The 13,300-nt window shown below is 47.1% G+C and carries 11 protein-coding genes; 2 read left to right on the forward strand and 9 right to left on the reverse strand.

The features are described from left to right. Positions 1-5: 5 nt before the first annotated feature. Genes MKleb_RS17995 through MKleb_RS18005 form a run of 3 tightly spaced genes read right to left on the reverse strand, consistent with a single transcriptional unit; the run spans position 6 to position 3,419 of the window. On the reverse strand, positions 6-1,898 hold the full coding sequence (locus tag MKleb_RS17995) for a DUF4422 domain-containing protein (protein ID WP_025107746.1): 1,893 nt from the start codon (positions 1,896-1,898) through the stop codon (positions 6-8). A gap of 13 nt (positions 1,899-1,911) precedes the next feature. Then, complete coding sequence (locus MKleb_RS18000; RefSeq protein ID WP_004852439.1) at positions 1,912-2,652, reverse strand: ABC transporter ATP-binding protein; 741 nt, start codon at positions 2,650-2,652, stop codon at positions 1,912-1,914. Next, a complete protein-coding gene (locus MKleb_RS18005; RefSeq protein ID WP_004138730.1) occupies positions 2,652-3,419 on the reverse strand; it encodes an ABC transporter permease in 768 nt (255 codons plus the stop codon). Before MKleb_RS18005 ends, MKleb_RS18000 begins: the two co-directional genes overlap by 1 nt. A 1,303-nt stretch (positions 3,420-4,722) precedes the next feature. Here MKleb_RS18005 and MKleb_RS18010 point away from each other — a divergent pair. Together MKleb_RS18010 and MKleb_RS18015 are read left to right on the forward strand one after the other, a co-directional pair. After that, the gene (locus MKleb_RS18010; protein ID WP_217076039.1) at positions 4,723-5,727 is read left to right on the forward strand and encodes an NAD-dependent epimerase; all 1,005 of its coding nucleotides are present in this window, start codon (positions 4,723-4,725) and stop codon (positions 5,725-5,727) included. Positions 5,728-6,198: 471 nt separating this feature from the next. Beyond that, positions 6,199-6,321 (forward strand): small membrane protein, encoded by a 123-nt coding sequence (locus MKleb_RS18015; RefSeq protein ID WP_217076040.1) that lies wholly within the window; start codon positions 6,199-6,201, stop codon positions 6,319-6,321. Between the two features lie 568 nt (positions 6,322-6,889). On the opposite strand, the gene ugd is transcribed toward MKleb_RS18015, so the two are convergent. From ugd to gndA, 6 genes are all read right to left on the reverse strand, one after another. After that, entirely contained in the window at positions 6,890-8,056 is a 1,167-nt protein-coding gene (ugd, locus tag MKleb_RS18020; protein WP_217076041.1) for a UDP-glucose 6-dehydrogenase, read from the reverse strand. A 173-nt stretch (positions 8,057-8,229) separates the two neighbouring features. Beyond that, positions 8,230-8,784 carry a dTDP-4-dehydrorhamnose 3,5-epimerase gene (gene rfbC, locus MKleb_RS18025; RefSeq protein WP_014230057.1) on the reverse strand — a complete coding sequence of 185 codons (555 nt, stop codon included), beginning with the start codon at positions 8,782-8,784 and terminating at the stop codon, positions 8,230-8,232. 15 nt (positions 8,785-8,799) lie between these two features. After that, positions 8,800-9,690: a dTDP-4-dehydrorhamnose reductase gene (gene rfbD, locus MKleb_RS18030; RefSeq protein ID WP_014230058.1), complete on the reverse strand. Its 891-nt coding sequence runs from the start codon at positions 9,688-9,690 to the stop codon at positions 8,800-8,802. A gap of 31 nt (positions 9,691-9,721) precedes the next feature. Then, positions 9,722-10,591, reverse strand: coding sequence for a glucose-1-phosphate thymidylyltransferase RfbA (gene rfbA / locus MKleb_RS18035; RefSeq protein WP_004122480.1), 870 nt, complete (start codon positions 10,589-10,591; stop codon positions 9,722-9,724). Positions 10,592-10,604: 13 nt separating this feature from the next. Beyond that, positions 10,605-11,669 (reverse strand): dTDP-glucose 4,6-dehydratase, encoded by a 1,065-nt coding sequence (rfbB, locus tag MKleb_RS18040; RefSeq protein WP_025107749.1) that lies wholly within the window; start codon positions 11,667-11,669, stop codon positions 10,605-10,607. 212 nt (positions 11,670-11,881) lie between these two features. After that, a complete protein-coding gene (gndA, locus tag MKleb_RS18045) occupies positions 11,882-13,288 on the reverse strand; it encodes an NADP-dependent phosphogluconate dehydrogenase (protein ID WP_025107750.1) in 1,407 nt (468 codons plus the stop codon). Positions 13,289-13,300 lie beyond the last annotated feature (12 nt).

A 13,300-nucleotide genomic window follows, 5' to 3' on the forward strand; every position in this document is an offset into this window, starting at 1 on the left:
CAGCCTTAACCAAGAATTGAGCGTCTAACTTTATAGTAGTATTTTGTTATCGTGTTTCGCCTCGGTGAACCGACAGGAGCATATTTATTAAGGAAAGGCATCAACGCTTTTTTGATCTTAGTCTGAAGCAGAACTGGCGTTTGCCCTGCAGTTTGCGCAGGACTTGATGAATTTACCGGAGATAACTGACGGAAATAGGTCTCTTTTTCCCATGGCGTATTGATGACGTTTTCCAGGAAATCGTCATAAAAGTCAACCTTGTCCGTATTCCATGGTTTATTCTCCCCGGCATAGTGAATCATATTCGGGTTCTTTCTGGCTTTTAAAAAGCGCATATATGTTGCGAACTGGAGATTGGGGAAAAAGTCATCCGTATTGCCATTACCGTGATAGACATTCCACTCCAGCGGTAAAAACTCAACCCGGCCATAGAAGACTTTGTTCATGATGTCCTGGTCGAGGAACCAGTACTTCTTCTCTTTGAGCGTCTTAATCAGCGCTGAGAAGGTATCTTCCTGCACCATCTGGGCAACGTTAAAAACGATAATTCCCGCCTGGAAATACTCATCCGGATTGGTCATTTTAAGCGTTTTTTGCAGATACTCGCCGGCGGGCATCACGCCATCTGCCGACTCCGACATCGCACCAAACTTGACGAAGCCTTCCATCACGATATCTTTAACGGCGGCAACAAGGTTTGTGCCGAGGTCGACATTAAGCAAAGTCGCAAGATCGGCCTTCACCACAGTATCGGAATCGATAAAAATGACCTTCTCATATTCACGGAAAAGCTGCGGAATAAACAAGCGAGCATAGGTTGATGCGCTAAAGTGCGCGCGGGTATGTACGCCATTCAATTCAGTAAAGGCATTCACATCAAAAAATCGAAGTGAAAAGTTTGTATGGGCCGAGACCAGTTTTAGTAAGCGCTGCTTGTTAAGGTTACTCACCTTGTTTTCCAGCACAACAATATCGTAATGGGTGTTTTTATCAGAATGGCGAACAATGGAGTTGATTAAGGCTCCACCGCTGATGGCATAGTTGTCATCAAAACTGATGACTATCGGCGCAGCGTGAGGAAAAACCAGTTCCAGCTTGCCGTTGAATGTCTCATTCGTCACGAAAGTGCGCTGAAGTTCTTTAACTTTCAGGGCCCGGTCTTGCTGCTGCTTAATAATATAAATGTTAAAAAGACGCTCAGCGATATGTCCAATAACACGCTTTTCTTGCGCATTATAATTATTCATAGAGATGCGGCTTTCAAGATTAGTCAAAATCGCGAAGAGCCATTCTGAATAATCTACGAACATATCTTTGTGCATCACAAACATGTTCGTGTAATAGCCATCTGTGGCATTGTTAAACTGCTGAATAGCCGCTTTATAATCCGGATAAAGCTCTTCGACAACCTCCAGGGCAGCCAGATAGTCCTTTATATGTAAAAACTCACCTTTCTCATAATGATCGAGGTTATTTTTACTGCCGGCAGAGGTCACAGACCACTTCTTTGGTAACAGCAGGTCAAACCCTGAAATACAATCCTGGATTGCCGTGTCGGTTAAACCAAACTGTTTTTCATACTCTGCATCAATAACGGGTGAATTAACAACGCCCCAATTATCTTCGGGAAAGCTCTGCTCTGAGGAAAAGTTCAGATGTCGGCGATAATGCATAAAGCCGACATAATCAGAAAGAGATTCATTTTTCCAAACCCAATAATGTGCTGTTAACTCACAGTAAAAGGGGTTTTTAAAAGAAATATTATCACCTGTATCATCGCCAATACAGCCGATATCATTATAGGAGTTGGCTTTACCCACATGTAATGGTTTGATAATCGATGCATTAAGGAATGCGCTCGGCTTATGATGACAGGTATAGATCTTAATACTATTCATTTAATTACCAGATTTAGGCCATTGCTTGTTTATAAAGTTCGATGATTCTTTCAGCAGAACCGATTTCCCGCAGACGGTGATTTTCGATCCAGACAACCCGATCGCATATCTTTTCCACATCACTCATGTTGTGGCTAACAAACAATATTGTCACGCCACGATTTTTGAACTCTTTAATCGTCTTGATACATTTGGCCTGAAAAGAAATATCGCCGACGGCAAGCACTTCATCGATAATCAAAATATCAGGCTCAACTTGACTGATAACAGAAAAACCAAGCTTCGCTAGCATACCGCTAGAATAGACGCGGATCGGCTCATCGATAAATTCTCCTAATTCGGAAAATTCAATGATGCGCTCCATTCGCTGCTGCACCTCTTTACGGCGTAACCCAAGAAGTGTGGCATTAAGAAAAATGTTCTCGCGCCCCGTCAATTCTGGATGAAAGCCGCCGCCCAGCTCAAGCATTGAAGCGACTCGCCCACGCGTGGTGACCGATCCTTTTGTGGGTTTTATCACGCCGGCAACCAGCCCCAAAGATGTGCTTTTACCTGCGCCATTTCGCCCGATGAGCGCAACGGCCTCTCCTTTACCGACCGTAAAAGAAACATCCTGAATAGCAAGATATTTGCGGCCCTTCAGTAATTGAAATGCTCTTTTGGGATGAAATATTAAATCTTTAATACCTGAGCCAATATGATGGTAAAGTGGATACTCTTTTGTCACATTATTAAAATCAATTACTGGTTCCATCACAAGATCTCTGCAAAGCGATATTTTAATTTATTAAAAATACTCAGACCGATAACCGTCAGCACTATACCCGTCAAATATAATACTGAAATATGCTCATAGTTTAAAACCCCATCCATAAATAAGTTGCGCCAGCTTAAAATCATACTCGCCAGAGGGTTATAGTCAATAACCCAGCTATATTTTGCCGGAATCATATCGGATGCGTATAAAATGGGCGTACAGTAGAACATTAACATAATACCGAGAGTCACAAATCTTTCCAGATCTCTAAAAAATAGATTCAACGTTGAAAAGATTATGGATATGCCAAAGGTGAATATCACCTGCCCGATAGCAATGAGCGGTATTCCCCACAGCCACGAAAGCGAAGGACGCATACCGTATACAAAAAGAAAAGCGACGATGACAGGAATGGTACACAAGAAGTGTAACCCTTCCATCATGACATTACTGAGCGGGATAACTGAGCGCGGAAATACAGTTTTTTTAATAATTTGCGCATTAGCAATAAATGAAAAAAGTGAATTTGTTGCTGAGCTTGCAAACCACTGCCAGGGAAACAGCCCCGTTATTAGAAAAAGGGTATAATTAGGTATCTGAACACGCATGATCAGTTTGAAAATAAAATAGTAGATCATCGCAAAAAGCAAAGGATTGGCAATTGACCATAAATAACCAAACACGCTACTTTTATACCGTACCTTTAGATCTTTATTAGTGATAACAACAAGCAGGTCAAATAAATACCCTAGATTATACTTCATTTTTATACTCATAAATTATTCTACGAAATTTTAAGCATTTTGTTATGCACTTTAGATTTCGCGTTGTAGCTGACTAAACCCCCGTCAGCTGCGATAGCTCTAAAGCCCGAACTTATAGATTGCCGGTAGATACCGTGACTTGAGCATACGAGCTGAAAACCTAAGCACATAGATTAAAGCAAGATTTTCCCGAGTTTTGTCTCCGCTTTAATACATTGGCAGCAGCCGACCATTGTAGATCTTGCATACCGAACTTGGACAAGTGAGATGCTGACCTGGAGATGACCAGTTAATGTGCTGTTTCATGGCAAACAGTAAAAACTGCTATTTTACAGTCAGATACCCCCTCCCCTTAATGTTATGAGATAGCTTTAAATCACGCTACCGCCCTTGGCTGTCGCAACCAAACTGCGTAATGATTCATCTATCTTGTCTGTCAAACCTCCAGCGCCGGTTATCACAACCACAGTACACTGGCTCAACGCCGTCCTGACGTTAAACAGCGGCTGTCGAAAAAGTGGCCGCCCGTGACACCGGGTGTTGCTCGCTTGAAAACGATAAAGATTCAAGCAGGGGCACACTCTCGCTGTTTGCTTTCGCCTCATCCATCAGGAATTTCTCAATTCGCTCTTCTGACAAGCCTGTTTTTCATGCGTTACAGGGCTCTGTCTCCGTTATCTGCCCATTCATCTTCTGATGAATCAGCGCAAACTGTGCTCCAATATTGATTGAAATGACGCCAACAATCAGTTTAGTGTCATATTTAATGCTGCGCACAGGATAGCTGATTAAGCTGACAACACAATGGTCATGCAAATGAGCAGCAGCATTATAGCGCTGGTCTATAGGAATAAAAATGAAAATACGTTGCCAATCAATTCATATTGCAAATGATTCAGGGGGTAAACATAATTTAAACAAAATACAGCAACTAAAATAACCATTTGATTTTAAAAGGAAAACCTTAAAAAGCCGCCTTCAATGTGAAATAATTGTAAACTCAAACATAAAATCAATTTTAATCTGCGTTATTTCTCCGGGGCATAAACCGTTCTGGCAGCACAGGGAATCCTGAGTACACGATCAAGCCATACGCAATCATTATCTTGCTAATCATAAAGCACGGATAATGAATTTCATTCAAACTACAGAACGCCAGTACTTCTCGGTACTATCCGGACGCCAGCGCTTCCCCAGCGAACACATGAACATAATCAGCAACGGTAAAGCAGGTGATCCACGCGGCAAGCCAGTGTAAAATCAACGAATAGATAGCGGGACACAGTCACCCCAGAGGATGAATATGAAATTTTTAGTAACTGGAGCCGCAGGATTCATCGGCTTTCATACCTGCAAGCGCCTTCTGGAGGCGGGTCATGAGGTTGTCGGCCTCGACAACATGAACGACTATTATGACGTCAATCTTAAGCAGGCCCGTCTGGATTTACTGCAATCTCCACTGTTCAGTTTTCACAAAATCGATCTCGCGGATCGTGAAGGTATTGCCCGGCTTTTTGCTAACGAGAAATTTAACCGAGTGATCCATCTCGCCGCGCAGGCAGGGGTCCGCTACTCCCTGGAAAACCCGTTCGCTTACGCTGATGCTAACCTGATTGGTTATCTGAACATTCTTGAAGGCTGCAGACACAACAACGTTGAGCATTTGCTCTATGCCTCATCCAGTTCGGTCTATGGCCTGAACCGTAAAATGCCGTTCTCTACGGAGGATTCGGTTGATCATCCGGTTTCGCTGTATGCCGCCACCAAGAAAGCGAATGAACTGATGGGGCATACCTACTCGCATCTTTATGGCATTCCAACCACCGGACTGAGATTCTTCACCGTCTATGGCCCGTGGGGCCGTCCGGATATGGCGCTGTTCAAGTTTACGAAAGCCATGCTGGAAGGTAAGAGTATTGATGTCTACAACTACGGCAAGATGAAGCGCGACTTCACCTACATTGACGATATCGTTGAGGCGGTTGTCAGGATGCAGGACATTATCCCGCAGCCTAATCCGGAATGGACCGTTGAAACGGGTTCACCAGCGGATAGCTCGGCGCCATACCGGGTGTATAACATCGGGAATAGCTCACCGGTTGAGCTCATGGATTACATCACTGCTCTGGAAGAGGCTCTGGGGATGGTGGCGGAGAAAAATATGATGCCAATACAGCCCGGCGATGTGCTGGAAACCAGCGCAGATACCAGGCCACTGTATGATGTGGTGGGATTCAGGCCACAAACGACGGTTAGCCAGGGGGTGAAGAACTTCGTTGACTGGTATAAAGCCTATTACAAGGCGTAGTCATATCAGGCATTGTGGATTTAGCCGCAGCAGAACGCTACTGCGGCTTTTTTATATCGGAAATGGTCATTGGATAAACTTATCCATCCAGCTGCGAGTTGAGAGACGCCATTTATTCATGGCCTGCCGCTGAAACCACACAATACCTAAACGCAGATTTAACACGAAGCAAACAAAACCTTCAACAAACTCTCATCTAAGCCACTTCCATTACCCTCACTGAAGAGCATTACCTTATAAAGCAAACAATCCCCAGCTCATCAGTCTGCCAGCAAAGTCGGCCACAGCGCTATTGTTCAACGTAACGGCAATGAAAAAGTTTTTTCCACTTTTCTCAAAAAAAAACCACAAATACCATATAGGAATTTTCTTAAATTCAGGCTATGTTAAGCAGGCAATGGCATGCTTTTGCAGAGATATTAGTTCGCAGGCAAATGGATTTATAACATTCCTTTCATTCTGGTACGCATTATGGCAAACATAATTTTCTTAGCAGTTGCTGCCATCCTGTTGATTGTTTCAGTCTATGTTCTGATTTCTTATATCAAAGATCAGAAAAAGACCAAGCTGACTTTTAACAAACGAAAGTGGTGAAAAGAAAACTTAATATAATTATAATACAGGCATAGGAAATAATAATATAAGAATAAAACACTGCCAGCGGTGGGGATACGCATAGTCTTTACAGCTGGCATTGGATATCTTTTTAAAATAAAAATGTCATATTAAACTGATACTATATCCTTAGCATCAGCACGCTCTTCTCATGGCCATGAATGGCTTGCGTTTGCTATGCCTGCGCCCTTCCCTTGAAAGATCCCGCCCTTCCCCGTTTAAATATCAATCAGCGCCGCAACGCAGTACGGCTGAGAACCCGGGATCCAGAAACAACAAAAGCCTGCAAGCAGGCTCTGTTTTACCTTCCGGCGCTTATCTCCAGCGTCTACATCACAGTGACGGTAGCTCTTCACAAGGTAAATTTAACATATCCGACCTCAATGATTGGGACAAGATGATCGATTGAAGAATTTAAGCTAGGTCACGTTTTTTAGGGAGTTGGGCCGGCGAAGAGGAGCAATACGATTTGTCAGGCGAATAGCTGAACCCTTCAGGAGAGAGGAAAATTCTGGCCGACAGCGCATCTCCCGGCCAGAGGGGGGATTTAGTCACTACCGAACAAATCGCGGGTATACACTTTGTCAGCGACATCCGACAGCTCTTCAGCCATTCGGTTTGAGACAATCACGTCAGCTTCTTGTTTGAACGCGTCGAAATCGCGAACCACGCGGGAATTGAAGAACTCATCTTCCTGCATAACCGGTTCGTAGATAATGACCGGGATACCTTTGGCCTTGATACGCTTCATGATGCCCTGAATTGAGGAAGCGCGGAAGTTATCGGAGCCACTCTTCATGATCAGGCGATAGATTCCAACGACTTTAGGCTTGCGCGCCAGGATGGAGTCAGCGATAAAATCTTTACGCGTGCGGTTAGCATCGACGATGGCACCGATGATGTTATTCGGCACAGATTCGTAGTTTGCCAGCAGCTGCTTGGTATCTTTCGGCAGGCAGTAGCCGCCGTAGCCAAAGGATGGATTGTTATAGTGATTACCGATTCGCGGATCGAGACACACGCCTTCGATGATCTGTTTACTGTTCAGACCCTGGCTTTCAGCATAGCTGTCCAGTTCATTAAAGTAGGCTACGCGCAGCGCCAGGTAGGTATTGGCGAATAACTTAATCGCCTCAGCTTCGGTGGAGTCAGTAAACAGCGTCGGGATATCCTGCTTAATCGCGCCTTCTTTCAGCAGATTAGCAAAACGCTCCGCGCGTTCTGAACGTTCACCAATGACGATACGAGACGGGTGCAGGTTGTCGTAAAGCGCGCGGCCTTCACGCAGAAATTCAGGAGAGAAAATGACGTTATCAATGCCCAGGCGCTCTTTAATATCACGCGTAAAGCCAACGGGAATAGTGGATTTAATAATCATTACCGCGTCTGGGTTAATCTCGTTGACATCACGAATAACGGCTTCAACGGTCGAAGTATTGAAGTAGTTCGTTTTCGGATCGTAGTCAGTCGGCGTAGCGATAATGACATAATCTGCATCACGATAGGCATCATGCTTGTCAGTTGTCGCGCGAAAATTCAACGGTTTTTCCGCCAGATATTCCTGGATCTCCTTATCGACAATCGGAGAAATCTTTTGGTTAATCATATCAACTTTGGATTGAATGATATCCAGCGCCACCACTTCGTGGTTTTGCGCAATCAGGATGCCATTCGATAAACCAACATAACCGGTACCGGAAATAGTAATTTTCATTCGATCACACTTTAATCAGTTAACTGGACGGCGGCGGATGGCCGCAAATTAAGCAAAACTGTTGATGTTTCTACTCTCAGGAACAATGTAAGTCAAGCAAGACACCAAAGGTCTCTGAAATACTGTATAGGCCTATAAAGGGCCTATACAGTAAATGAAGCTATATTTTATGCTTATTTATATACTTCAGCTGTCTTTAAGGTATGAGCCTGCAAATCCTTATCAGATAAAGAGAGCGTACAGTCTGCAATCTCCGGCCACTGGATATTAATCTCCGGATCGTTCCAGATAATGCTCCGCTCAGACTGCGGCGCATAATAGTTCGTGGCCTTGTACACAAACTGCACCGTTTCGCTCAACGCCATGAAGCCATGGGCAAACCCTTCCGGAATCCACAGCTGACGCTTGTTTTCCGCGCTCAGTACCGCCCCCACCCATTTACCAAACGTTGGCGATGAACGGCGGATATCGACCGCCACATCAAACACCTCGCCTTCAATGCAGCGAACCAGTTTGCCCTGGGCATGCGGGTCAAGCTGGTAGTGCAGCCCGCGCAGCACGCCCTTCTGCGACTGAGAGTGGTTATCCTGAACAAACTCCACTTTCCGCCCTACTGCTTCATCAAATACTTTACTGCTGAAGCTCTCAAAGAAAAAACCGCGCGCATCGCCGAAAACACGAGGCTCAAAAATCAGCACTTCAGGGATATCTGTCTTAATAATATTCATAATATTTCTGCCCGTTTACTTGCCCAGAACTTCTGTTACCACGCGCGCCACGCCCTGGCGCCAGTCCGGCAGCGTCACGCCAAATACACGCTGGAATTTCTCATTCGACAGCCGTGAGTTCAGCGGACGTTTTGCCGGCGTTGGGTAGGCCGTGGTGGGGATACCGCTTACTGCTTTGATTGCCAGCTCTGCGCCGTGCGACCGCGCCACCTCAAAAACAAATTCCGCGTACTCCGCCCAGCTGGTTTCCCCGCTGGCCACCAGATGATAGGTCCCGGCTACAGCACGGTTGCGCTGTTCTTCACGAATGGCGATTGCCGTACAGTCCGCCAGCAGCTCTGCGCCGGTTGGCGCACCGTGCTGATCGTTAATAATCGACAGCGCCTCTTTCTCACCTGCCAGACGCAGCATCGTTTTAGCGAAGTTTGCCCCGCGGGTGGCATATACCCAACTGGTACGGAAAATAAGATGGCGCGGATTCGCCTGCTCCAGCGCGATTTCCCCGGCTCGTTTGGTTTCGCCGTACACGTTCAGCGGCCCGGTCGCCTCATCTTCCAGACGATAGTGGCTTCCCTGGCCGTCAAACACATAGTCCGTTGAGTAGTGCACCATCAGCGCTCCCAGCTTCGCTGACTCTTCTGCCAGCACCGCCACGCCCCGGTCGTTCAGCAGATCGGAAAGCTCGCGCTCGCTTTCCGCTTTGTCCACCGCCGTATGGGCAGCCGCGTTCACCACTACATCCGGTTTTACCGTACGGACCGTCTGCGCGATCCCTTCCAGGTTGGTCAGATCACCGCACAGCGTTTTATCAAAAAAGTCCACGGCAACCACTTCGCCCAGCGTGGACAACGCACGCTGCAGTTCCCAGCCCACCTGACCATTTTTGCCAATCAGTAAAATTTTCATACGTTAATATCCCAATGATGACCGGCAGCCATTAATGCTCATTCAGCAGACGTTTCAGGTAAGCACCGTACTCGGTTTTCTTCAACCGTTCGGCCTGTACCGCCACCCCTTCCGCGCTCAGCCACTGCTTGCGATAAGCAATTTCTTCCAGGCAGGCTACTTTCATCCCCTGACGCTTCTCGATGGTATGGATAAACTGAGAGGCCTCAATCAGACTGTCGTGGGTTCCCGTATCCAGCCAGGCAAAACCACGGCCCAGGAGTTCAACCTGCAGGTCACCCCGATCCAGATACATCTGGTTCAGCGTGGTGATCTCAAGCTCCCCTCGCGCGGAGGGTTTAACTTCCTTCGCCATTGCCACCACATCGGTGTCATAAAAATAGAGTCCGGTCACCGCCCAGTCAGATTTCGGCTTCAGCGGCTTCTCTTCAATCGACAGCGCTTTAAAGTTCTCATCAAACTCCACCACACCGAAACGTTCCGGATCGAGAACCTGGTAGCCGAATACCGTAGCTCCGGATGTTTTGCTGGCCGCCGCATCCAGTTTCCGGCCAAAGCTCTGACCAAAATAGATGTTATCGCCCAGGACTAATGCACAGGCATCATTACCGATAAACTTCTCGCCGATGATAAAGGCCTGCGCCAGACCGTCCGGCGACGGCTGAATCGCATAGCTGAAATTCACCCCAAACTGAGAACCGTCACCCAGCAGACGCTGAAATGCGGGCATATCCTCCGGCGTGGTGATAATCAGGATATCCTTGATTCCCGCCAGCATCAGAACAGAAACCGGGTAGTAAATCATCGGCTTGTCATAAATGGGCAGTAGCTGCTTGGAAACGCCCTGGGTGATCGGATATAAACGCGTGCCGGAGCCGCCGGCCAGTACAATACCTTTCATGCTTCTTTCCTTTTTAGTTGTTCAGGCCAAGACGTTCACCGGCATAAGAGCCATCCAGCACGCGCTGCCACCAGGTCGTGTTGTTCAGGTACCAGTGGACCGTTTTTTCAATTCCGCTTTCAAATGTCTCTTCCGGCACCCAGCCCAGATCGCGCTGAATTTTTGCCGCATCAATGGCATAACGCAGGTCATGGCCCGGACGGTCTTTCACAAACGTAATCAGATCGGCAAACTGGTTGATATTGCCCGGCTTCTGTTCAACCACTTTATCGAGAATGGCGCAAATGGTGCGCACGACATCAATGTTTTTACGCTCGTTATGGCCACCGATGTTGTACGTTTCACCACTGCGGCCTTCCGTCGCCACTTTGTATAGCGCCCGGGCGTGATCTTCTACGTACAGCCAGTCGCGGATCTGTTCTCCGTTGCCGTAGACGGGCAGCGGTTTGCCAGCGAGGGCATTGAGGATGGTCAGCGGAATAAGTTTTTCCGGGAAGTGATACGGGCCGTAGTTGTTGGAGCAGTTGGTCACCACCACCGGCAGGCCATAGGTGCGGTTCCAGGCGCGGACAAGATGGTCGCTGCCGGCCTTGGAGGCAGAGTACGGGCTGCTTGGCGCGTACGGAGTCTCTTCGGTGAACAGATCATCGGTACCGTGCAGGTCGCCGTAGACTTCATCGGTCGAAATATGGTGGAAGCGGAAAGTCTGCTTCTGCGCCGTATCGAGAGCTGACCAGTACTGGCGGGCCGCTTCCAGCAGGGTGAAAGTTCCAATCAGGTTGGTCTGAATAAAGGCAGCAGGCCCATCGATAGAGCGGTCCACGTGGCTCTCTGCGGCCAGGTGCATCACAATATCCGGACGGAAATCGCTGAACTGCTCTGCCACAGATTTGGCATCAGTGATATCTGTCTGAGAAAACGAGTAACGTTTATTTCCGGCAACCGGCGCCAGGGACTCAAGGTTACCAGCGTAGGTGAGGCAATCTATTACGCGTACTTCGTCGGAAGTATTTTCAATGATATGACGAACGACTGCAGAACCAATAAAACCTGCACCACCAGTGACAAGGATCTTCATATTTAACTTACCTTTTATTACCAGAGCCTAATAAAATTCGAAATATATTCCTCAGGATATGAATATCATATTAAATGATTTCCTTTAGAAAAACATTCGCAAATTACGTTTTTAAAAAATTAGGATAAGGGAGTACTAATTACAGGAGAGGAATTCTATTTGTGGAAAATTTATGCCCGGGTTAATACCCCGGGCAAATGACACTATAAAGTTTATTCCATCCACTCAGTGTGGAACACACCCTCTTTATCGGTGCGCTTATAGGTATGCGCGCCGAAATAGTCACGCTGCGCCTGAATCAGGTTAGCAGGCAAGACTGCGGAACGATAGCTATCGTAGTAGGCAATGGCAGCAGAGAATGTCGGAACCGGAATACCATTCTGAACAGCATATGCGACAACATCGCGCAGGGCTTGCTGATAATCATCGGCGATCTGCTTGAAGTATGGCGCCAGCAGCAGGTTGGCAATGCCGGCATTCTGCTCATAGGCATCAGTAATCTTTTGCAGGAACTGAGCACGAATGATACAGCCGGCACGGAAGATTTTCGCGATCTCACCGTAGTTCAGATCCCAATGGTATTCATCAGAAGCCGCGCGCAGTTGGGAGAAACCTTGAGCGTAAGAGACGATTTTGCCCAGATACAGAGCACGGCGAACTTTCTCGACGAACTCCGCTTTATCGCCTGCACTCTTAGCCTGCGGTCCAGTAAGAACTTTCGACGCTGCCACACGCTGATCTTTCAGAGAAGAGATGTAGCGAGCGAATACAGATTCAGTGATAAGTGACAGCGGTTCACCGAGGTCAAGAGAACTCTGGCTGGTCCATTTACCGGTACCTTTGTTTGCCGCCTCATCGAGGATCACGTCGACCAGGTATTTACCCTCTTCATCTTTTTTGGTGAAGATGTCTTTAGTGATGTCAATGAGATAGCTGCTAAGTTCACCTTCATTCCATTCGGTAAAGGTTTGCGCCAGCTCTTCATTAGAGAGTGCCAGACCGCCTTTCAGTAAAGCGTAGGCTTCTGCAATAAGCTGCATATCACCGTATTCAATACCGTTGTGAACCATTTTGACATAATGACCAGCGCCATCGGCACCGATATAGGTTACGCACGGCTCACCGTCTTCAGCGACAGCAGCAATCTGCTTGAGAATTGGAGCAACCAGTTCATAAGCTTCTTTCTGACCGCCAGGCATGATCGAAGGACCTTTAAGGGCCCCTTCTTCACCGCCGGACACGCCGGTTCCGATAAAGTTAAAACCTTCAGCAGAAAGCTCACGATTACGACGAATCGTATCCTGGAAGAAAGTGTTACCACCATCGATAATGATGTCACCCTTGTCCAGGTAAGGCTTCAGAGAGTTGATGGCACTATCAGTGCCTGCACCCGCCTTCACCATTAACAGGATACGGCGTGGAGTTTCGAGCGACTCAACAAACTCTTGCACTGTATAATGTGGGACCAGCTTCTTGCCCGGATTCTCGGCAATCACTTCTTCGGTCTTTTCACGGGAGCGGTTGAAAACGGAGACGGTATAACCACGGCTCTCGATGTTGAGCGCAAGGTTACGCCCCATCACTGCCATACCGACAACCCCGATCTGTTGCTTGGACATTACATACTCCTG

It is taken from the genome of Klebsiella sp. PL-2018 (genome assembly GCF_019048985.1).
GTDB lineage: Bacteria > Pseudomonadota > Gammaproteobacteria > Enterobacterales > Enterobacteriaceae > Klebsiella > Klebsiella michiganensis.